The organism is Streptomyces sp. NPDC094143 (assembly GCF_040303825.1).
Taxonomy (GTDB): domain Bacteria; phylum Actinomycetota; class Actinomycetes; order Streptomycetales; family Streptomycetaceae; genus Streptomyces.
In genome coordinates, this window is sequence record NZ_JBEOTZ010000010.1 from 179,505 (window position 1) to 200,705 (window position 21,201).

A 21,201-nucleotide genomic window follows, 5' to 3' on the forward strand; every position below is an offset into this window, starting at 1 on the left:
CAGTTCATCCGTGTCATCAGCCCTCCACCGCTCACTCGCGGGCCGCCATCGTGCTGTCCGACGAACCCCGACGCGCGAGAGGCAGCTATGACCGACCCCGTGTACCGCACGATCCTCCTCTTCGACATCGAGCAGTACGGCGCACGCGACAACGTGGAACAGGCATTCCTGCGCCGGGTCCTCTACGACGTCGTCGACACGACGCTGCTGACCGCCTCGGTCGACGAGACAACCCGGCTGCGCGCCGACCGCGGCGACTCCGTGATGGAGCTCGTCGACACCGCGACGCCGGTGCCGGTTCTGGTGAAAACCCTTCTGACCGAGACGCCCGCCCTCCTCCACAACAAGAACCGCCTCCTCGCCACCAGCGCACGCATGCGCCTGCGCATCGTCCTGGCCTCCGGCTACGTCGCCGTGGACGAACTCGATGGCTGGGTCGGCTCGGATCTCAACCACGCGGTCCGCCTCCTGAACTCCGACGCCCTGCGCGACGCGCTGAAGCAGCGCGAGGCCGACTGCGTGCTGTGCGTGTCGGACGACGTCTACCGAGGCGTGGTGCGGCACGGGCCGCTGGGAGTGCGGCCCGAGGAGTTCCACCGCGTGACGGTGGAGACGAAGGAGGGGCCAACGGTCGCATGGGTGCACGGGGAGCCGGGGACTCCCGGATCCCCCGAAGCCGCTGTCCCGGGCGCGGACGCGACCGCTCCTCGGCACGGTTCGGTGCACATCCAGGGCGACCAGTACGGTCAGGCGGGCGGCACGCTGAACGGCAGCCAGTACTTCGACTTCACCGGCCGTGCCCGGGACGAGCGCCGATGAGCCAGGAGGCTGCGGCCGCCGGGGCGACGAAACCGTCCGAGGAAGCCGCGCAGGACGGCGAGAAGAAGCAGGAGGAGACAGCAGGGGAACAGCCGAGGCAGGAGGCGTGGGCCGCTCGCCGGGACCTGATCGCGCACGGCCCGGACTTCGTCTCCACCCTCGTCGCCCGCGACCAATTCGGCCAGACGGGCGGCTACCACTACGGCGACAAGCACTACCACATCGGCAGCCGGGCGGAGCCAGCGCCTGCCCTGTCCGGACCGATCCCGCGGGCGGAGATCGACGAACTGGCGGGCGTTTTCCGGGGTTGCGCCAGCTTCGACGAGGCCCTGAACCGGCTGCGGGACGACCGGGTGGTCATCCTGTCCGGCGGACGTGAGACCGGCCGCCGTTCCGCCGCCTTGATGCTGCTGCGCCGGCTGGGCGTCGACAGCATGCGCTCCTTGATTCCTCCCGCGTCCTTCCCGGCGCTGTCCGACCAGGTGGACACTTCGGCGGGATACGTCCTGTGCGATCTGGCCGTCAGCCGGAACCGCCCCCTGGTCGAGGCTCAGCTTCTGGCACTGAGGGAGCAGCTGGAACGCAGCCGGGCGCATCTGGTGATCACTGTCGAGCCCTCGGCAGCACTCGGCGGCGTCCCGTCCGTACGGTGGGAGCCGCCGTCTGCCGAGGACATGCTGCACGCTCACGTCACGCCCGCCACCGGTGCAGACGTCTGGCCCGACCTGCTGGCCATCACGGCGGTGCAGGAGTTCCTCACCCGCCACCACCGGCCGCAGGAGATCAAGCAGTTCGCGCTGCAACTCGTCGCGCATCACCGCGGCGAGATCGACAAGGCCGAACTGGCAGCCTGGGGTGAGACGGCCGTGCAGACCCAGGTGTCCCGCTGGCTGACGGAGGAGAAGCCCGAGCTGCGCGACAAGGCGTTCCTCGTCTCGCTCGCCGTGTTCGACAAGGCGCCGTACGCGGTGACCGCCGAACTCTCCGACAGCCTGTTCGTCCGCCTGCACGCCCTCCAGGAGCCGGGCCTCCCGCCCCCCATCCCCGTCTTCGGCAGCTCCCGGGAGGACCGGCTACGGCTCGCGCACGCCGACGGGTACGTGACCACGGAGGTCACCGAGTGGGGTCCCCTGAAGGGCAGGTTCTGCGCCCGCTTCCGGGACGAGCGGACGGCTCCGCTGCTGCTGGAGGAGGTGTGGAACCTCCACCCGTCCGCCCGCCCGGCCCTCGGGGAGTGGATCCGCGAACTGGCCGACGACCGGCGCCCTCTGGTGCGGACCCGGGCGGCGTCGGCTGCCGCGCTGCTCGCCACCGCCGATCTGTCGTCCGCCATGGCCCATCTCATCGAGCCCTGGGCGGACGGCCGTCAGCCGCACACCTGGCTGACCGCGGCCAACGCGCTCACCATGACCCAGCTGCTGGACGTATCGGCCGTCTCCCGGATCCTGCACGACTGGTGCATCGGCGAGGTCGAGAGCCGCCGCTGGACGGCCATCCGCGCCTACGGCCTCCTGGGCCCGGTGCACCACGAGGAAACCCTGGCGGCCCTGGTGGACGCCATGCACCGGCCGCCACCCGCCGCCGAAACCGAGACCGGCCCCGAGGACGACGAGGTACCCGAGGAGGCCCGGCAGCTCGCCGACGCCCTCGAACTCCTGCTCCTCGCCGTCCGGGAACCCGTACTCACCGCGCTGACCGAACTCCTCACGACGGACCGCGTGGTCCGCCCGCACGCTCTGCTCGCCTTCCTGCAGGCGTGCCGGCAGACGAACGGGGACGACAGCGACCGCCCGCCCGTCCTCGACTGGTACGCCGAGGCCGCCGCAGGCGAGGACCCGACGGCCGCCCGGCACCTGGTCGTGTTCTGGGACGCGCTGCTCACCGACCGCACGCACAACCGGACGGCCCTCGGCGTGCTGCGCAGCTGGGTGCGCGGAGCCGACGACGACCCCGAAACCGAGTCGGCACTTGCCTCACTGCTCGGCGCCCTCGTCACCACACCCACCAATCGCCGGCGCGTCGGCCACCTGCTCGACACCGAGTCCAGGGGATCCCGTTCGCCGGCCGCCGCACGGCTGAGCAAACGTCTTGCCCTCGACTGACCCAATTCCGGAGGCTGAACCATGGAACACCCCGAGCCCGCGCAACACGAGCAGCTGGACTGGTTCCGGCAGCAGCCGCTGCCCCCCACCGACCCGCACACCGAGTCCGACCCGGTCCGCACGGTCCGGCATCTGCCACGCTTCCACCTCGGCGGCCGGCGATTCACGGGGCGCATCGACCACGCTCTGGTCTGCGTGACGCGGAAGGGAGCGTACGAGACCTTCCTGCCACCCGACCGTCCCACGTCAGTGCGGCGTTTCGTCGCCGTGTACGAGGTGAGCACGGACCCGCACGCCTTCCAGCTGAACGTGCCGCTGCCCAGCCAGGTCGACAGCTTCGAGTTCGAGGTCACGGTCGACGTCAGCTGGCGAGTGGCACATCCGGCGGTGTTCGTCCGCAGCCAGGAACGGGACGTGCCCGGTCTCCTCACACGCGAACTCCTGCCGGTGATGCGAGAGGCCGGCCGTCTTCACCCCATCGACGCGAGCGCCGAGGCGGAGCGGGCCGTGCAGCGTGCCGTGCAGGAGGCGACCTGGCTCGGTCGGGCCCAGGGCCTGCGCGTCACCTGCTCCGTACGATTGCGCCGGGACGCCACCGAGCGCTCCCATCAGGCCCGCCTGCGCACTGCCCGGCACGAGGTGGAGGCCGCGAAACCGGAGCACTCGGCGGCCCTTCTCCGAGAGAGGTACGAGGCAGAGCGCAGGGCCGAGCAGATCAGGTTCTACGAAGTCACCCTGGCCCGGGGCGGTACCGCAGCCCTCGCCCTGCACCTGGCGGCACACCCCGACGAGACGCAGCTCGTCCTGGAGCATCTCCAGTCGGGGCAGCACAGACTTCTGGGCACCCAGGTGAGCCTGATCAACCAGGCCTTGGAGAGCAAGCGTCTGGAGGACTTCCACCTCGCCAAGCCCCATGAGCTCATTGCCGAGCGGATGAAGGCCATCCTGCGGACCACGGACCCGTCCGCCCCGCCCGAGGGCGACCCTGAGCCCGGCTCATGACCGCGCCTGAAGGCCCGGAGATGCGAACGGGCAACCAGTTGCTCGCCGACCTTCGCTGCGAGATCGCCCGCGCCGACACCAAGGCGACCGTTCTGGTCGGCGCACTCGGCATCTCGGGAGGCATGCTGGCGGCACTCCTCACCAACCGCGGCTGGAGTCCCACCCGGCTCCCAGTGCTCGCCGCCCTGCTGTGGTGGGCCGGGGCGACGTCCTTGATCGTCGCCCTGTTCGCGCTCCTGCTCGCCGTACTCCCCCGGTACGGGAGGAGCCGCTGGGCACCCGGCCGTCCACTCACGTACTTCGGTGACGTACACCGGGCCGCGCGGAGCGGCCTGCTCTCCGCGGCTCTCATGGACACCGGCCGCGACCCAGCTCGCGGCCTCCTGCTTGCCCTCGCCGAGACCAGCGCAATCGCCGCCCGCAAACACTTCTGGATCCGGACCGGGCTCGTGTCTTTCGGCTGTGCGGCGGCCCTGCTGCCTGGATCGATGCTCTTCGCCTGACCTCTCCGCCCTGTACCCGCACGGAAAGGACTTCCCATGCCCATGCCCATGCCGTACGAGTCCGGGGCACCGCGGCCATCGGACTCTTCCTCGTCGGACCGCGACACCGACCTGCCCCACCGCACCGGCCGTGTCCACATCGCCGCCCGCTCGCGCGGTGCGGACGTCACCGCCCTCGGCTCGCTCGCCCTCCACCTTCCCCTCGGGGTCGCCAGCCTCGCCGTGGTCTTCACCGTGTCGTACGCCCTGGGCCGGCTGACCGAGCTGCCGTGGTGGATTCTCCTCGGCTGCTGGGTCGTCAGCGGCGCCCTGCTCTTCCACGGGCCGTGCGAGCGGCTCCTGGCCCGGTGGTTGTTCGGCCTGCGCTACCCCACCCCGGAGGAAGACGGCCGGCTGCGGCCGGTCTGGCGCGAGGTCGCCGCCCGAGGTGGCGTGGACGCGCACAGCTACCAGTTGTGGATAGAGGAGAGCGACGAGATCAACGCCATGGCGGCGGCCGGCCACATCGTCGGTGTGACCAGCCATTCGCTGCGGACGCTGACGCCCGCGCAACTCGGCGGCGTCCTCGCCCACGAACTGGGACACCACACGCGCGGGCACGCGTGGGCCACCCTGCTGTCCCTCTGGTACGCGTTGCCGGCCCGGATCGCCTGGCGCGTGCTGCTCCGGCTGGCCGCCCTGCTGGGGAGGCTCCCGGCCGGCGTCGCGGCCGTGGTGATCGGTGTGTGCGGCGCGGCGCTGGTCGCGCTGGCGACCGCCACCTACGGGCTGATCTTCCTCCCCCTGGTCACGCCGTATCTGGTGGCCGCGGTCTCCCGACGGTCCGAACTGCGGGCCGACGAACACGCCGCCGGCCTCGGCTTCGCGCCCCAGCTGATGGCGGTACTGCGCCAGGAGTGCGACCGGGAGGAGGCCTGCCGGGCCACGGTCCCTGCCCTCGGCACGGCCCTGACCAGGGAGGGGCTGGTCGCGCGGCTGCTCGACTCCCACCCCGACGTCCACACCCGGATCCACCACTTGCAGGCCCACCTGGAGAACCGGCGCTGACACGCAGAAGGGCGGCCACCCCAAAGGATGACCGCCCTCCGTTCAAGCGACTCGCTTACTGGTTGTACGGACCGTAGTCGTAGTCCTCCAGCGGAACGGCCTGGCCGGAGCCCGTGCCGAACGGCGAGTAGTCGATGTCGTCGTAGCCGACGGCCGAGTACATCGCGGCCTTGGCCTCCTCGGTCGGCTCGACCCGGATGTTGCGGTAGCGGGACAGACCCGTACCGGCCGGGATGAGCTTACCGATGATGACGTTCTCCTTGAGGCCGATGAGGCTGTCGGACTTGGCGTTGATCGCCGCGTCCGTCAGGACTCGGGTCGTCTCCTGGAAGGAGGCGGCCGACAGCCAGGATTCCGTCGCCAGCGAGGCCTTGGTGATACCCATCAGCTGCGGACGACCGGAGGCCGGGTGACCGCCCTCCTGGACCACACGACGGTTCTCGTGCTCGAACTTCGAGCGCTCGACCAGCTCGCCGGGCAGCAGCTCGGCGTCGCCGGACTCGATGATCGTCACGCGGCGGAGCATCTGCCGGATGATGATCTCGATGTGCTTGTCGTGGATCGACACACCCTGCGAGTTGTAGACCTTCTGGACCTCGCCGACCAGGTGGACCTGGACGGCACGCTGGCCCAGGATGCGCAGCACGTCGTGCGGGTTGGTGGCACCCACGGTGAGCTTCTGGCCCACCTCGACGTGCTCGCCCTCGCTGACCAGGAGACGGGCACGCTTCGAGATCGGGTAGGCCGTCTCGTCGCTGCCGTCGTCCGGCGTGATGACGATCTTCTTGGTCTTCTCGGTCTCCTCGATCCGCACGCGGCCGGAGGCCTCGGAGATCGGGGCGACACCCTTCGGGGTACGGGCCTCGAAGAGCTCGACGACACGCGGCAGACCCTGGGTGATGTCGTCACCGGCCACACCACCGGTGTGGAAGGTACGCATCGTCAGCTGGGTGCCGGGCTCACCGATGGACTGGGCGGCGATGATGCCGACCGCCTCACCGATGTCGACCAGCTTGCCGGTGGCCAGCGAACGGCCGTAGCACATCGCGCAGGTGCCGACGGCGGACTCGCAGGTCAGGACCGAGCGGGTCTTGACCTCCTCGACGCCGCGGGAGACGAGCTCCTCGATGAGGACGTCGCCCAGGTCGGTGCCGGCCGGGGCCAGCACCTGCCCGTCGACGACGATGTCCTCGGCGAGGCAGCGCGCGTACACGGACGTCTCGACGTCCTCCGCCTTGATCAGCGTGCCCTCGGCGTTGCGGTCGGCGATCTTCAGACGCAGACCGCGCTCGGTGCCGCAGTCCTCCTCGCGGATGATGACGTCCTGGGAGACGTCGACCAGACGACGCGTGAGGTAACCCGAGTCGGCGGTACGCAGAGCGGTGTCCGCCAGACCCTTACGGGCACCGTGCGTGGAGATGAAGTACTCCAGCACGGACAAACCCTCACGGAAGGACGCCTTGATCGGACGCGGGATCGTCTCGTTCTTCGCGTTCGACACCAGACCACGCATACCGGCGATCTGACGCATCTGCATCATGTTGCCTCGTGCACCCGAGTTCACCATCATGAAGATCGGGTTGGTCTTCGGGAAGTTGTCGTTCATCGCCTCGGCGACCTCGTTGGTCGCCTTGGTCCAGATCGCGATGAGCTCCTGCGTGCGCTCGTCCTTGGTGATCAGACCGCGCTCGTACTGCTTCTGGACCTTCTCGTCCTGCGCCTCGTAGCCCTTGACGATCTCCTTCTTCGCCTCGGGAACGACGACGTCGGAGATGGCGACGGTGACGCCGGAACGGGTGGCCCAGTAGAAGCCGGCCGCCTTCAGGTTGTCGAGCGTCGCCGCCACGATGACCTTCGGGTAGCGCTCGGCGAGGTCGTTGACGATCTCGGAGAGCTGCTTCTTGCCGACCTCGTAGTCGACGAACGGGTAGTCCTCGGGCAGCAGCTCGTTGAAGAGCGCGCGGCCCAGCGTGGTGTTCAGCCGGAAGCTGTCACCCTGCTGCCACTCGGGCTCGCCCTCCTCACGCGCCGGCGGGGTCCAGCCGCGCGGCGGGATGGTGCCGACCGGGAAGCGGACGTCGATCCTCGACTGGAGCGACAGCTCGCCCGCGTCGAAGGCCATGATCGCCTCGGCGACCGAGGCGAAGGAACGGCCCTCGCCCTTGAGCTCGCGCATCTCGCCGTCGGTCGTGAGGAAGAACAGACCGAGGACCATGTCCTGGGTCGGCATCGTCACCGGACGGCCGTCGGCGGGCTTGAGGATGTTGTTCGAGGACAGCATCAGGATGCGGGCCTCGGCCTGCGCCTCCGCGGACAGCGGCAGGTGCACGGCCATCTGGTCACCGTCGAAGTCCGCGTTGAACGCGGTGCACACGAGCGGGTGGATCTGGATGGCCTTGCCCTCGACCAGCTGCGGCTCGAAGGCCTGGATGCCGAGGCGGTGCAGCGTGGGCGCACGGTTCAGCAGAACCGGGTGCTCCGCGATGACCTCTTCCAGCACGTCGTACACGACCGTGCGGCCGCGCTCGACCATGCGCTTGGCGCTCTTGATGTTCTGCGCGTGGTTCAGGTCGACCAGGCGCTTCATCACGAACGGCTTGAACAGCTCCAGCGCCATCGCCTTGGGCAGACCGCACTGGTGCAGCTTCAGCTGCGGACCGACGACGATCACGGAACGCGCGGAGTAGTCCACACGCTTGCCGAGCAGGTTCTGGCGGAAGCGGCCCTGCTTGCCCTTCAGCATGTCGCTGAGGGACTTCAGCGGGCGGTTGCCGGGACCGGTGACCGGGCGACCGCGGCGGCCGTTGTCGAACAGCGCGTCGACGGCCTCCTGGAGCATGCGCTTCTCGTTGTTCACGATGATCTCGGGCGCACCGAGGTCGAGAAGGCGCTTCAGGCGGTTGTTGCGGTTGATCACACGGCGGTACAGGTCGTTCAGGTCGGAGGTCGCGAAGCGGCCACCGTCCAGCTGCACCATCGGACGCAGGTCCGGCGGGATGACCGGCACGCAGTCCAGCACCATGCCCTTGGGGCTGTTGCTGGTCTGCAGGAACGCGGAGACGACCTTCAGGCGCTTGAGCGCACGGGTCTTCTTCTGGCCCTTGCCGGTACGGATGATCTCGCGGAGCTTCTCGGCCTCCTCCTCGAGGTCGAAGGACTCCAGGCGCTTCTGCAGCGCCGCGGCACCCATCGAGCCGTCGAAGTACGTGCCGAAGCGGTCACGCAGCTCGCGGTAGAGCAGCTCGTCGCCCTCCAGGTCCTGGACCTTGAGGTTCTTGAACCGGTTCCACACCTCGTCGAGGCGGTCGATCTCGCGCTGCGCACGGTCGCGCAGCTGCTTCATCTCGCGCTCGGCACCCTCGCGCACCTTGCGGCGCACGTCGGCCTTGGCACCCTCGGCCTCCAGCTCGGCCAGGTCGGTCTCGAGCTTCTTGGCGCGGGCCTCCAGGTCGGCGTCGCGGCGCTGCTCGATCTGCTGGCGCTCGACGGAGACGTGGGCCTCCAGCGAGGGCAGGTCGCGGGTGCGGCGCTCCTCGTCGACGTACGTGATCATGTACGCCGCGAAGTAGATGACCTTCTCCAGGTCCTTCGGGGCGAGGTCGAGCAGGTAGCCCAGCCGCGACGGAACGCCCTTGAAGTACCAGATGTGCGTGACGGGAGCGGCCAGTTCGATGTGGCCCATCCGCTCACGGCGCACCTTGGCGCGGGTGACCTCGACGCCACACCGCTCACAGATGATGCCCTTGAAGCGGACGCGCTTGTACTTGCCGCAGTAGCACTCCCAGTCCCGGGTCGGACCGAAGATCTTCTCGCAGAAGAGTCCGTCCTTTTCGGGCTTGAGCGTGCGGTAGTTGATCGTCTCGGGCTTCTTGACCTCGCCGTGGCTCCACTGACGGATGTCGTCAGCGGTAGCCAGACCGATCCGGAGCTCGTCGAAGAAGTTGACGTCGAGCACTATGCGTCAATCCCTCTCAGGGTTGTAAGTCATGGGGTCTGATACGGGGGTCCTGGGGCCGGAGGCCTTCATGACGAAGGCCTCCGAACTCCCGTCAGACCTCTTCGACGCTGCTCGGCTCGCGCCGGGACAGGTCGATGCCAAGCTCCTCCGCAGCGCGGAAGACGTCCTCGTCGGTGTCGCGCATCTCGATGGACATGCCGTCCGAGGACAGCACCTCCACGTTGAGGCACAGGGACTGCATCTCCTTGATGAGCACCTTGAAGGACTCGGGGATGCCGGGCTCGGGGATGTTCTCGCCCTTGACGATGGCCTCGTAGACCTTCACGCGGCCGGTGACGTCGTCGGACTTGATGGTCAGCAGTTCCTGGAGCGCGTAGGCGGCGCCGTACGCCTCGAGTGCCCACACCTCCATCTCGCCGAACCGCTGGCCACCGAACTGGGCCTTACCACCCAGCGGCTGCTGGGTGATCATCGAGTACGGACCGGTCGACCGGGCGTGCAGCTTGTCGTCGACCAGGTGGTGCAGCTTGAGGATGTACATGTAGCCGACCGAGATCGGCTCCGGGAACGGCTCACCGGAACGGCCGTCGAACAGCCGCGCCTTGCCGGACGGGAGCACCATGCGCTCGCCGTCGCGGTTCGGGATGGTGTGCTCCAGCAGACCGGCCAGCTCGTCCTCGCGGGCACCGTCGAAGACCGGCGTCGCGACGTTGGTCCGCGGCGGGACCTGGTCGGCGTCGATGGCCTGCAGGCGCTGCGCCCAGTCCTCCGCCAGGCCGGAGACGTCCCAGCCCTGGCTGGCGAGCCAGCCGAGGTGGATCTCCAGCACCTGTCCCGGGTTCATTCGGGACGGCACACCCAGCGGGTTGAGGATGATGTCGACCGGGGTGCCGTCCTCCAGGAACGGCATGTCCTCGATCGGCAGGATCTTCGAGATGACGCCCTTGTTGCCGTGGCGGCCGGCGAGCTTGTCACCGTCGGTGATCTTGCGCTTCTGCGCGACGTAGACGCGCACCAGCTGGTTCACACCGGGGGGAAGCTCGTCGCCCTCCTCGCGGTCGAAGACGCGGACGCCGATGACCTTGCCGGTCTCGCCGTGCGGCACCTTCAGCGAGGTGTCACGGACCTCACGGGCCTTCTCGCCGAAGATCGCGCGCAGCAGGCGCTCCTCGGGCGTCAGCTCGGTCTCACCCTTGGGCGTGACCTTGCCGACGAGGATGTCACCGGCGATGACCTCGGCGCCGATGCGGATGATGCCGCGCTCGTCGAGGTCGGCGAGGACCTCCTCGGAGACGTTCGGGATGTCCCGGGTGATCTCCTCGGGGCCGAGCTTGGTGTCACGGGCGTCGACCTCGTGCTCCTCGATGTGGATCGAGGAGAGGACGTCGTCCTGCACGAGGCGCTGCGACAGGATGATCGCGTCCTCGTAGTTGTGACCCTCCCACGGCATGAACGCCACGAGCAGGTTCTTGCCCAGCGCCATCTCGCCGTTCTGGGTGGCCGGACCGTCGGCCAGGACCTGGCCCTCGATGATCCGGTCGCCCTCGTTGACGATGACCTTCTGGTTGACCGAGGTGCCCTGGTTGGAGCGGGCGAACTTGGCCAGCCGGTACGTGATGTACGTGCCGTCGTCGTTGGCGGTGGTGATGTAGTCCGCGGAGACCTCCTGGACCACACCGGGCTTCTCGGCCTTGACCACGTCGCCGGCGTCGACCGCGGAGCGGTACTCCATGCCGGTGCCGACGAGCGGGGACTCGGACTTAATCAGCGGCACGGCCTGACGCATCATGTTCGCGCCCATGAGGGCACGGTTGGCGTCGTCGTGCTCGAGGAAGGGGATCATGGCGGTCGCGACCGACACCATCTGGCGCGGCGAGACGTCCATGTAGTCCACGTCCTCGGGGCCGACGTAGTCGACCTCGCCGCCCTTGCGGCGGACGAGCACCCGGGCCTCGGCGAACCGCATGTCGTCCGTCAGCGGCGCGTTGGCCTGCGCGATGACGAAGCGGTCCTCCTCGTCGGCCGTGAGGTAGTCGACCTGGTCGGTGACCTGGCCCTCGAACACCTTGCGGTACGGGGTCTCGACGAAACCGAACGCGTTGACCCGGCCGTAGGTGGCGAGCGAGCCGATCAGACCGATGTTCGGGCCTTCGGGCGTCTCGATCGGGCACATGCGGCCGTAGTGCGAGGGGTGCACGTCACGGACCTCGAAGCCGGCCCGCTCACGGGACAGACCACCCGGGCCGAGCGCGGACAGACGCCGCTTGTGCGTCAGCCCGGACAGCGGGTTGTTCTGGTCCATGAACTGGGACAGCTGGCTGGTGCCGAAGAACTCCTTGATGGAGGCGACGACCGGCCGGATGTTGATCAGGGTCTGCGGCGTGATCGCCTCGACGTCCTGGGTCGTCATCCGCTCGCGGACGACACGCTCCATACGCGCCAGACCCGTACGGACCTGGTTCTGGATGAGCTCGCCGACGCTGCGCAGGCGGCGGTTGCCGAAGTGGTCGATGTCGTCGGTCTCGACGACCACGGAGGTGCCGTTGTCACCGACCGTCTCGGTCTCGCCGGCGTGCAGCTTCACCAGGTACTTGATCGTCGCGATGATGTCCTCGACGGTCAGGATCCCGGCGTCCAGCGGGGTGTCCGTGCCCAGCTTCTTGTTGACCTTGTAGCGGCCGACCTTGGCCAGGTCGTAGCGCTTGGGGTTGAAGTAGAGGTTCTCAAGGAGCGTCTGCGCGGCCTCACGCGTGGGGGGCTCGCCCGGACGCAGCTTGCGGTAGATGTCGAGCAGCGCGTCGTCCTGGCCCTGGGTGTGGTCCTTCTCCAGGGTGGCGCGCATGGACTCGTACTCGCCGAACTCCTCCAGGATCTGCTCGGTGGTCCAGCCGAGCGCCTTGAGCAGGACGGTGACGGACTGCTTGCGCTTGCGGTCGATGCGCACACCGACCATGTCGCGCTTGTCGATCTCCATCTCCAGCCAGGCACCCCGGGACGGGATGATCTTGGCGGAGAAGATGTCCTTGTCGGACGTCTTGTCGATGGAGGAGTCGAAGTAGACACCGGGGGAACGGACGAGCTGCGACACCACGACACGCTCGGTGCCGTTGATGACGAAGGTGCCCTTGTTCGTCATGAGCGGGAAGTCGCCCATGAAGACCGTCTGGGACTTGATCTCGCCGGTCTCGTTGTTGGTGAACTCGGCGGTGACGAAGAGCGGGGCCGCGTACGTGAAGTCGCGCTCCTTGCACTCGTCGATGGAGTTCTTCGGCGGCTCGAAGCGGTGGTCGCGGAAGGTCAGCGACATCGACCCGCTGAAGTCCTCGATCGGGGAGATCTCCTCGAAGATCTCCTCGAGCCCGGACTTGGTGGGGACGTCCTGACCGTTCTCGAGAGCCTCCTCGACCCGACTCTGCCAGGCGGTGTTGCCGAGCAGCCAGTCGAAGCTCTCGGTCTGCAGCGCGAGCAGGTTCGGAACCTCAAGAGGCTCCTTGATCTTTGCAAAAGAGATGCGCAGCGGGGCAGTGCTGGCGGCGTTGTTCGTATTCGCGGTCGAGGCGTTGCGCGAGGCGGCCAAGAGGGGGTCCTTCCGAGGGCTCGGACTCACTACGCGCGTACCGGCCCCTCTCCCGTACACGGAGACAAGCTGTGCCCACAGGGCCGAAAGGCCAGGTCAGGCATGTCTTGTCATCGATGCTCGGGCGAGGGCAGACCCCTGGTGACGGGCAGGGGACAGCTAACAGGCAGCGCAAAGGGTCAGTGTAGCCAGTCGGCACACTGATGTCCAGTGCGGGTTCTGGAACCCGTGTTCACCCTCGTTGTTCCACTCCTGCGACAAGGCCCTGCCCTCAACGCACGTTGATACTGCCCTCTTCGTCGCCGATCCATGCCTCGGATTCGGATCCTGTGACGACGCGTCCTGAGAATTGCGCGCTGCGTGCGGTTCGTCAAGGCCCCCCTGCCCCCGAACCCGGGCCGCCCGGAGACACGACGAAGATCACCATACCCCCCGCCACGGAGGCTGCAAGGCAACCGTGGCCGCACCCCGGGAACGCCGAGGAGCGACCACCCGGATGGATGATCGCTCCTCGGCGCTTACGCGTTACACGTCCGGCGGGACGTGTGGGGATCCTGTCGGATCCGGGAGGTCTTACTTGACCTCGACGGAGGCACCGGCGCCCTCGAGGGACTCCTTGGCCTTGTCGGCGGCCTCCTTGTTGACCTTCTCCAGAACCGGCTTCGGCGCACCGTCGACCAGGTCCTTGGCCTCCTTCAGGCCCAGGGAGGTGAGCTCGCGCACGACCTTGATGACCTGGATCTTCTTGTCGCCGGCACCCGTGAGGATGACGTCGAACTCGTCCTTCTCCTCCGGGGCCTCGGCACCGGCCGCGGCACCGGCGCCACCGGCCATGACGACCGGGGCGGCCGCGGCGGCGGTGACGTCGAACTTCTCCTCGAACGCCTTCACGAACTCGGAGAGCTCGATGAGGGTCATCTCCTCGAACTGCGCGAGCAGGTCTTCCTGGCTGAGCTTCGCCATGATTGGCGGTCCTTCCACTAAATCGGCAGGTGCCGGATGTACATGTGAGGCGGGCGTACTACTGGCCCGCTACGGTCGCCGCGTTCAGGCAGCGGCAACCGGGATGCGAGCCGAGTTACTCGGCACCGCCCTGCTCGTCCTGCTTGGCACGGAGCGCGTCCACGGTGCGGACGAGCTTCGACGGCAGCGCCTGGAAGACAGAGGCAGCCTGGGACTGCTTGCCCTTCATGGCACCGGCCAGCTTGGAGAGCAGAACCTCGCGGGACTCGAGGTCCGCAAGCTTCTTGATCTCGTCGGCGGACAGCGCCTTGCCGTCAAGGACACCGCCCTTGATGACGAGATTCGGGTTGTCCTTGGCGAAGTCACGAAGACCCTTCGCCGACTCCACCGGGTCACCGGTGACGAAGGCGACGGCCGTCGGACCAGCGAAGAGCTGGTCGTCGAGCGTGATCCCGGCCTCGTTGGCCGCAATCTTGGTCAGCGTGTTCTTCACCACGGCGTACTGGGCGTTCTCACCGAGCGAACGACGCAGCGTCTTGAGCTGCGCCACGGTGAGACCGCGGTACTCGGTCAGCACGGCGGCGTTGGAGCTGCGGAACTTGTCCGTCAGCTCGGCAACCGCGGCAGCCTTGTCGGGCCTCGCCATAGAGCCTCGGCCTCCTTCCGGGTGATTCGGACCGCGCGGACCCGAAGGAGGACTGGGGAAAACGAAACGCCCCGGCGCAAGCGCACGGGGCGTAGCTCGACCGGTTTCCCGCACGCACGGGGCGGCGGACTCCGGGAGCTTCTCCTGTGTCACCTGCGCGGGTCGTCCGCCGTTCAGCGGATCCTTCGGCCACCGCGCCCTCGTACGAGCGCGCGGTAACGACCAGCGGTCTTTGGCTTCTGTAGGAGCGTACGGGAACGGGTCGCCGTCAAGCAAATCCGCCCTTACGGCGGATCGGCGGGACCCGAAGCATCAGCTCGCGTCGAGGTCCTTGAACAGGTCGGCGAGGTCGGCGACGTCCTTGGCGGGCGGGGCCTTGATCTCCACCGGCTCGTTGTAGTCGAGGAAGGTGATGGTCATGTCGAGCGGGCCCTTGTCGGTGTCGCCCTTGGTGCGGAACTGCTTGGTGTGGTCGTCACCGTCGATCCACATGTCCATCGTGAGCTTGTCGACGCCCATCTTCTCGTACTGCTTGATGCTCTTCTCGCGCCGCTCGCGGGTCTGTGCGTCCTCCTTCTTGAGGGAGGCGCGCAGGTCGGCGAGGGTGACCGTGCCCGAGTAGTGGGTCGTCTCGACGCCGTCGACCTTCTCGGTGCCGACCTTCTTCACGTCCTTGGCGCCCGTGAGGAAGGTGGACTCCGCGGCCGGGTTCTGCTCGGCCTGGCTGGGAGAGCCCAGCTGGTCCAGCTCCTTGCCGGCCTCCGAGCCGGACAGGTCGAACTTCATCCAGGTCTTGCCGTCCATCTCCTTGGCCATCTCGGCTCCCCCACCGATGTACATGGCCTTGTCGACGAGGCGGATCTCCGTCTCCCCGGCGGCGGCCGCCTGGCCGGACGCCGAGACCTTCATGCTCATGGCGATCGTGGGCTTCAGGCGCATGGACGCCTCACCCTTGACCTTGCCGGACTCCGGCGCCGTACCGCTCATGCGGTAGTGGAGGGACGTGATGTCCTCCGTGTTCTTCGCCGCCTTGGCGACGGCGGCGGCCGGCGTCATCTCCGGCGACTCCGACTTCCCGGCTCCGCAACCGACCGCGCCGGCGGCGAGCAGCAGGGCACCGAGACCGGCGGCGGGTATGGACTTGTTCATTGATTCCCCCCAAGGAATACATGCTTGCTGCACAGCAAGGCGGCGAGCCTATCCCAGGGGGGCACAAGTGATCTATCCGGATTCCGGGCCTCAGGAGGTCCCGGCCCCCTGCCGCACGAGGTCCTCGAAGTCCCCGGTGTCGGACCGAGGGGGCCGCTCGGCACGGACCCGCACGCCGTAGTCGCCGTAGTGCGCGGTCTGGGTCATCAGACCCTCGGCCATCCGCGCCTTCTCCACCTTCTTGACCAGGAGATCACGCTCGTCGACCCAGATGTCGACGGTCTCGGAGGTGACGCCGGCCTCGGTGAGCTGCTTCTTCAGGGCGGCGTCGGTGACGTCCGCGGTGTCCACGGTGCCGGACCAGTGTGTGGCGGGCCGGCCGCGCACGGTCTCCCGGCCGGCCTCGCGGACGTCCCCGGAGGAGAGCAGGAGCTTGACGGACTGGTTCGGTGTGGTGGAGCGCAGCTGGTCGCCGAGGGGGGCGCCGGAGCCGCCGGCGAGGGCTTCGAGGTCGTCGTAGCCGTACCGGATCCAGTGCTTGCCGCCGGCCTTCTCGGCGAACGTCTCGCCCATGCGCGCGTAGTACGCGTCGGGCAGATAGCGGGCCTCCATGGAGGTGGTGCCGAGCCGGCGCATGGTGTCGGCGATCGTGCCGCCGGTGTACGTGATCGTCAGGGTGCCGGTGATGCCGTCGCGCCAGCCGAGGGTGCCGTCGGCGGTCATGGACATCAGCGAGCCCATGGTCGTGGTGGACTCGACCCGGGCGGATCCGGCGCGTTCCGTGGCGCGCTCGGCGGAGCGCAGGGCGGCCAGGGAGCCGCCGCGGGGGCCGCGGTGGTCCTCGCCGGGGCGGTCGGCGGGGTCCGGGGCGGTGCAGGCGGCCAGTCCCGCCAGCGCGGTCGCCGCGGCGAGCACCCGGCCCGCTCGGCGCACGGTCGTGCCCTGCATACGTCCCCCGTTCCCATCCGGTTCCCGCACGTTAACCCAGGCCGGGCACGCGCGTACCGGAAAAGGGAACGGGCCCCGCACCTGTGACAGGTGCGGGGCCCGTGACCGGTTGGGTGAGCCTGACGGCTCAGACCGCGGCCGGGTCCTCCTCGACGAGGAGGTTGCGGGTGCGGTTCGGGTCGACCGGAATGCCGGGGCCCATCGTGGTGGTGATGGCGGCCTTCTTGATGTAGCGACCCTTGGCGGCGGACGGCTTCAGACGGAGGATCTCCTCCAGCGCCGCGCCGTAGTTCTCCACCAGCTTGGTGTCGTCGAACGACGTCTTGCCGATGATGAAGTGCAGGTTCGAGTGCTTGTCGACGCGGAACTCGATCTTGCCGCCCTTGATCTCGGTGACGGCCTTGGCGGTGTCGGGGGTGACGGTGCCGGTCTTCGGGTTCGGCATCAGACCACGCGGGCCGAGCACGCGGCCGAGACGGCCGACCTTGCCCATGAGGTCCGGGGTGGCGACGACGGCGTCGAAGTCCAGACGGCCCTTCGACACCTCGTCGATCAGCTCGTCGGCGCCGACGATGTCGGCGCCCGCGGCACGCGCGGCCTCGGCACGGTCACCGGTCGCGAAGACCAGGACCCGGGCGGTCTTGCCGGTGCCGTGCGGGAGGTTCACGGTGCCACGGACCATCTGGTCGGCCTTGCGCGGGTCGACACCCAGGCGGAAGGCGACCTCGACGGTGCCGTCGAACTTGGTCGTGGAGGTCTCCTTGGCGAGACGGACGGCCTCGAGCGGGGCGTAGAGCTTCTCCCGGTCGATCTTGGCGTCCGCAGCGCGAAGGGACTTGCTGCGCTTGCTCACTACTGCTCCTGTGGATGCTTAGGAGTCGTGGTCCGGGCCGAGCAGGCCCTGCCACTTCTGCTGATGGAGGTTGGGGCTCAGCCCTCGACCGTGACGCCCATGGAACGGGCGGTGCCGGCGATGATCTTCTCGGCGGCGTCCAGGTCGTTGGCGTTGAGGTCGGGCATCTTGGTCGTGGCGATCTCACGGACCTGGTCACGCGTGATCTTCGCGACCTTGGTCTTGTGCGGCTCGCCCGAGCCCTTCTCGATGCCCGCGGCCTTCAGGATCATCTTGGCGGCCGGCGGGGTCTTGGTGATGAAGGTGAAGGAGCGGTCCTCGTAGACCGTGATCTCCACCGGGATGACCCAGCCACGCTGCGACTCGGTCGCGGCGTTGTAGGCCTTGCAGAACTCCATGATGTTCACGCCGTGCTGACCCAGCGCGGGGCCGACCGGCGGGGCCGGGTTGGCGGCACCGGCCTGGATCTGGAGCTTGATGAGCCCCGTGACCTTCTTCTTCTTGGGAGGCATAGCTCTCCGGGTCCTTTCGGTTCGGGTCCTGCCCACCTCCGGGGACCACCCGGATGCAGGCATACCGCACAACGATAACGGGTATGGATGCGCGGCCAAAAACCGCGCAGGTCAGGCAAGCGCCGGAGCGTTCGCCTGACCTGCGCGGAAGCGGTGGGTCCGGAAGAAATCTAGTTCTTCTGGATCTGGTCGAAGGAGAGCTCGACCGGCGTCTCGCGGCCGAAGATCTCCACGAGGCCCTTGACCTTCTTCGAGTCGGGGTTGATCTCGTTGATGGTCGCCTGCAGCGTGGCGAACGGGCCGTCGGTGACGGTGACCGAGTCGCCGACCTCGAAGTCCAGCACCTGGACCTCGACCTTGCGCTGCGGAGCCGGCTTGCCCTCGGCCTCGGCGGCCTCGCGGGCGGCCTTCTCCTCGGCCTCCGGGGCGAGCATCTTGACGATCTCGTCCAGGGTCAGCGGGTAGGGGTCATAGGCGTTGCCCACGAAGCCGGTGACGCCGGGGGTGTTGCGGACGACGCCCCAGGACTCGTTCGTCAGGTCCATGCGGACCAGGACGTAGCCCGGGAGCTTGTTCTGCTTGATCGTCTTGCGGTCGCCGTTCTTGATCTGGACGACCTCTTCCTGCGGCACCTCGGCCTGGAAGATGTAGTCCTCGACGTTCAGCGAGACGGCGCGCTGCTCCAGGTTGGTCTTCACGCGGTTCTCGTAGCCGGCGTAGGTGTGGATGACGTACCACTCGCCGGGCAGGACCCGCAGTTCCTCGCGGAGCTTCTCGACCGGGTCACGGTCGTCCTCGGGCTCTTCCTCGGCCTCGTCCGCGACATCTTCGTCGGCCTCGTCCGCCGCCTCTTCGTCGGTCTCGGTCTCCGCCTCGGCGGCGTCGTCGTCCGCGACGGCGTCGGCAGCCTCGACCTCGGCGGAGGTCTCGGTGTCCTCGCTGTCCGCGCCCTCGACGGTGTCGAGCTCGTCCTCGACGGACTCGACAGGCTCGATGGCGTCGTTCACGTTCGGGTCAGACACGGTGGCTGCTTCTTCCTGGATACATGGGGGTGGAACATGCGAAAGGAGCGCCGGGTACCTCGGCGCTCTTCGCGGGCTGCTCAGCCGAACACGTACTTGGCGGCGTGGCTGAGCCCATAGTCAATCACGGTGACCAGGCCGATCATGATGACGACGAAGATGATCACCACGGTCGTGTACGTCGTGAGCTGGTTGCGGCTCGGCCAGACGACCTTGCGCAGCTCCGCGACGATCTGGCGGTAGAAGAGGGCGAGCCGCTTCAGCGGGCCCTTCTTTCCGCGCTTGCCGCCCTTGCGGGCCTTCTTGGACTCCGGCGCCTCGTCCTGGGCATCAGGCATGTCGATGGAGCCCACGGCGTCCGTCACTCGTCCTCACCTGATTCCGGGTCGTGGCCGTGCCGCGCCCGGTCTGAGCCGCACGGCGGTGCATTGCTGTACGTACATGCGCACACATCCTGGCGAAGGTGTGTGTAGCAGGGCCGGAGGGACTTGAACCCCCAACCGCTGGTTTTGGAGACCAGTGCTCTACCAATTGAGCTACGACCCTTTGCGTGTCCCCCAACGTACCGCATCCGTCCGGATGCCTGGTGTGCACCGGACGGGCGCGGCCTGCGGGAGGCCAACGAGGTGAGAGTGTACGTGGTCCGGGGCCGGTCGTCGAACAGATAGGACCGCGGGACGGGCACGTTGGCGGAAGATCGCCTGCCGGGAGGGCGTCGCGTCCCGGGATATCGGCTGAAGATCGACCTGGCGACGCGGGGTGTCCGGACTGTTGTTCAGGGGTTTGCCCGGCGTTGTTCAGTCTGTGAAACCCCCGTGCCGCCCGCGTTTCCTGTCTGAAACGATGGGGCGCATGAGCGCTGCAACCCCTCCCACCGAGCGCCGGGTCTCCGCCCGAGTCGGCGCGATCTCCGAGTCCGCCACCCTCGCCGTGGACGCCAAGGCCAAGGCCCTCAAGGCCGCCGGGCGGCCGGTGATCGGCTTCGGCGCCGGTGAGCCCGACTTCCCGACCCCGGACTACATCGTCGAGGCCGCGATCGAGGCCTGCAAGAACCCGAAGTTCCACCGCTACACGCCGGCCGGCGGCCTGCCCGAGCTGAAGGCCGCGATCGCCGCGAAGACGCTGCGCGACTCGGGCTACGAGGTCGACGCCTCGCAGATCCTCGTCACCAACGGCGGCAAGCAGGCCATCTACGAGGCCTTCGCCGCGATTCTCGACCCGGGCGACGAGGTCATCGTGCCCGCGCCGTACTGGACGACGTACCCGGAGTCGATCCGGCTGGCCGGGGGCGTCCCGGTGGAGGTCGTCGCGGACGAGACGACCGGCTACCGCGTGACCGTGGAGCAGCTGGAGGCGGCCCGTACGGAGAAGACGAAGGTCGTGCTCTTCGTCTCGCCGTCGAACCCGACCGGCGCGGTCTACAGCGAGCAGGAGACCGAGGCCATCGGCCACTGGGCCGTCGAGCACGGCCTGTGGGTGCTGACCGACGAGATCTACGAGCACCTGGTCTACGGCGGCGCCTCCGCCGTGTCGCTTCCGGCGGTGCTGCCCGAGCTGCGCGACAAGTGCGTGGTGGTCAACGGTGTCGCGAAGACGTACGCGATGACCGGCTGGCGCGTGGGGTGGATCATCGGCCCCAAGGACGTCGTCAAGGCCGCGACGAACCTGCAGTCGCACGCCACGTCCAACGTCTCCAACGTCGCCCAGGCGGCGGCGCTCGCCGCCGTCTCCGGTGACCTGGACGCCGTGGCGACGATGCGCGAGGCGTTCGACCGGCGCCGCAAGACGATCGTGCGGATGCTGAACGAGATCGACGGCGTGGTCTGCCCGGAGCCGGAGGGCGCGTTCTACGCCTACCCGTCGGTGAAGGAGCTGGTCGGCAAGGAGATCCGGGGCAGGCGGCCCAAGAACACGGTCGAGCTGGCCGCGCTGATCCTGGAGGAGGCCGAGGTCGCGGTCGTCCCGGGTGAGGCGTTCGGCACGCCGGGCTATCTGCGGCTGTCGTACGCGCTGGGTGACGAGGATCTCGTCGAGGGCGTGAGCCGGATCCAGAAGCTGCTGGCGGAGGCCAGGGACTGACGTTCGCCGCGCCGGCCCTCC

Annotated in this window: 16 protein-coding genes and 1 tRNA gene; 6 read left to right on the forward strand and 11 right to left on the reverse strand. The window is 68.3% G+C overall.

Features of this window, described 5'->3' with window-relative positions; translation table 11 throughout:
• The first annotated feature begins 87 nt into the window (after window positions 1-87).
• The 5 genes from ABTZ58_RS16075 to ABTZ58_RS16095 are packed head-to-tail and all read left to right on the forward strand — an operon-like array spanning window position 88 to window position 5,473.
• Window positions 88-819, forward strand: a complete 732-nt coding sequence (locus ABTZ58_RS16075; protein WP_351356024.1) for a hypothetical protein — start codon at window positions 88-90, stop codon at window positions 817-819.
• The gene (locus tag ABTZ58_RS16080; protein ID WP_351356027.1) at window positions 816-2,921 is read left to right on the forward strand and encodes a hypothetical protein; all 2,106 of its coding nucleotides are present in this window, start codon (window positions 816-818) and stop codon (window positions 2,919-2,921) included. The genes ABTZ58_RS16075 and ABTZ58_RS16080 overlap by 4 nt, the downstream gene beginning before the upstream one ends.
• 21 nt (window positions 2,922-2,942) lie before the next feature.
• A complete protein-coding gene (locus ABTZ58_RS16085; RefSeq protein WP_351356030.1) occupies window positions 2,943-3,923 on the forward strand; it encodes a hypothetical protein in 981 nt (326 codons plus the stop codon).
• Entirely contained in the window at window positions 3,920-4,426 is a 507-nt protein-coding gene (locus tag ABTZ58_RS16090) for a Pycsar system effector family protein (protein ID WP_351356033.1), read from the forward strand. Before ABTZ58_RS16085 ends, ABTZ58_RS16090 begins: the two co-directional genes overlap by 4 nt.
• Window positions 4,427-4,468: 42 nt before the next feature.
• Window positions 4,469-5,473: a M48 family metalloprotease gene (locus ABTZ58_RS16095; protein WP_351356161.1), complete on the forward strand. Its 1,005-nt coding sequence runs from the start codon at window positions 4,469-4,471 to the stop codon at window positions 5,471-5,473.
• Between the two features lie 55 nt (window positions 5,474-5,528).
• On the opposite strand, the gene ABTZ58_RS16100 is transcribed toward ABTZ58_RS16095, so the two are convergent.
• From ABTZ58_RS16100 to ABTZ58_RS16150, 11 genes are all read right to left on the reverse strand, one after another.
• Entirely contained in the window at window positions 5,529-9,428 is a 3,900-nt protein-coding gene (locus ABTZ58_RS16100) for a DNA-directed RNA polymerase subunit beta' (RefSeq protein ID WP_351356036.1), read from the reverse strand.
• A 94-nt stretch (window positions 9,429-9,522) separates the two neighbouring features.
• A complete protein-coding gene (rpoB, locus tag ABTZ58_RS16105; RefSeq protein ID WP_351356040.1) occupies window positions 9,523-13,008 on the reverse strand; it encodes a DNA-directed RNA polymerase subunit beta in 3,486 nt (1,161 codons plus the stop codon).
• Between the two features lie 573 nt (window positions 13,009-13,581).
• Window positions 13,582-13,971: a 50S ribosomal protein L7/L12 gene (gene rplL, locus ABTZ58_RS16110; RefSeq protein WP_274818425.1), complete on the reverse strand. Its 390-nt coding sequence runs from the start codon at window positions 13,969-13,971 to the stop codon at window positions 13,582-13,584.
• A 115-nt stretch (window positions 13,972-14,086) separates the two neighbouring features.
• Window positions 14,087-14,617, reverse strand: coding sequence for a 50S ribosomal protein L10 (gene rplJ / locus ABTZ58_RS16115; RefSeq protein ID WP_142193707.1), 531 nt, complete (start codon window positions 14,615-14,617; stop codon window positions 14,087-14,089).
• A gap of 312 nt (window positions 14,618-14,929) precedes the next feature.
• Window positions 14,930-15,766 carry an SCO4651 family lipoprotein gene (locus tag ABTZ58_RS16120; protein WP_351356045.1) on the reverse strand — a complete coding sequence of 279 codons (837 nt, stop codon included), beginning with the start codon at window positions 15,764-15,766 and terminating at the stop codon, window positions 14,930-14,932.
• A 90-nt stretch (window positions 15,767-15,856) separates the two neighbouring features.
• Window positions 15,857-16,714, reverse strand: a complete 858-nt coding sequence (locus tag ABTZ58_RS16125; protein WP_351356048.1) for an SCO4651 family lipoprotein — start codon at window positions 16,712-16,714, stop codon at window positions 15,857-15,859.
• 127 nt (window positions 16,715-16,841) lie between these two features.
• Window positions 16,842-17,567 (reverse strand): 50S ribosomal protein L1, encoded by a 726-nt coding sequence (gene rplA, locus ABTZ58_RS16130; RefSeq protein WP_351356051.1) that lies wholly within the window; start codon window positions 17,565-17,567, stop codon window positions 16,842-16,844.
• A 77-nt stretch (window positions 17,568-17,644) separates the two neighbouring features.
• Window positions 17,645-18,079, reverse strand: a complete 435-nt coding sequence (gene rplK, locus ABTZ58_RS16135; RefSeq protein WP_003992325.1) for a 50S ribosomal protein L11 — start codon at window positions 18,077-18,079, stop codon at window positions 17,645-17,647.
• A gap of 170 nt (window positions 18,080-18,249) precedes the next feature.
• Window positions 18,250-19,101, reverse strand: coding sequence for a transcription termination/antitermination protein NusG (gene nusG, locus ABTZ58_RS16140; protein ID WP_351356054.1), 852 nt, complete (start codon window positions 19,099-19,101; stop codon window positions 18,250-18,252).
• Between the two features lie 80 nt (window positions 19,102-19,181).
• Complete coding sequence (gene secE / locus ABTZ58_RS16145) at window positions 19,182-19,466, reverse strand: preprotein translocase subunit SecE (protein WP_351356057.1); 285 nt, start codon at window positions 19,464-19,466, stop codon at window positions 19,182-19,184.
• Window positions 19,467-19,574: 108 nt separating this feature from the next.
• Window positions 19,575-19,647: transfer RNA gene (locus ABTZ58_RS16150), tRNA-Trp, on the reverse strand.
• 306 nt (window positions 19,648-19,953) lie between these two features.
• Between ABTZ58_RS16150 and ABTZ58_RS16155 the strand changes: the two genes are divergently transcribed.
• Window positions 19,954-21,180, forward strand: coding sequence for a pyridoxal phosphate-dependent aminotransferase (locus tag ABTZ58_RS16155; protein WP_351356060.1), 1,227 nt, complete (start codon window positions 19,954-19,956; stop codon window positions 21,178-21,180).
• Window positions 21,181-21,201: the final 21 nt, after the last annotated feature.

Bases quoted from the DNA above. Each gene is read 5' to 3' on its own strand.
- ABTZ58_RS16075 (WP_351356024.1), top strand. From the start codon at position 88: ATGACCGACCCCGTGTACCGCACGATCCTCCTCTTCGACATCGAGCAG.
- ABTZ58_RS16080 (WP_351356027.1), top strand. From the start codon at position 816: ATGAGCCAGGAGGCTGCGGCCGCCGGGGCGACGAAACCGTCCGAGGAA.
- ABTZ58_RS16085 (WP_351356030.1), top strand. From the start codon at position 2,943: ATGGAACACCCCGAGCCCGCGCAACACGAGCAGCTGGACTGGTTCCGG.
- ABTZ58_RS16090 (WP_351356033.1), top strand. From the start codon at position 3,920: ATGACCGCGCCTGAAGGCCCGGAGATGCGAACGGGCAACCAGTTGCTC.
- ABTZ58_RS16095 (WP_351356161.1), top strand. From the start codon at position 4,469: ATGCCCATGCCGTACGAGTCCGGGGCACCGCGGCCATCGGACTCTTCC.
- rplL (WP_274818425.1), bottom strand. From the start codon at position 13,971: ATGGCGAAGCTCAGCCAGGAAGACCTGCTCGCGCAGTTCGAGGAGATG.
- rplJ (WP_142193707.1), bottom strand. From the start codon at position 14,617: ATGGCGAGGCCCGACAAGGCTGCCGCGGTTGCCGAGCTGACGGACAAG.
- ABTZ58_RS16120 (WP_351356045.1), bottom strand. From the start codon at position 15,766: ATGAACAAGTCCATACCCGCCGCCGGTCTCGGTGCCCTGCTGCTCGCC.
- ABTZ58_RS16125 (WP_351356048.1), bottom strand. From the start codon at position 16,714: ATGCAGGGCACGACCGTGCGCCGAGCGGGCCGGGTGCTCGCCGCGGCG.
- rplK (WP_003992325.1), bottom strand. From the start codon at position 18,079: ATGCCTCCCAAGAAGAAGAAGGTCACGGGGCTCATCAAGCTCCAGATC.
- ABTZ58_RS16155 (WP_351356060.1), top strand. From the start codon at position 19,954: ATGAGCGCTGCAACCCCTCCCACCGAGCGCCGGGTCTCCGCCCGAGTC.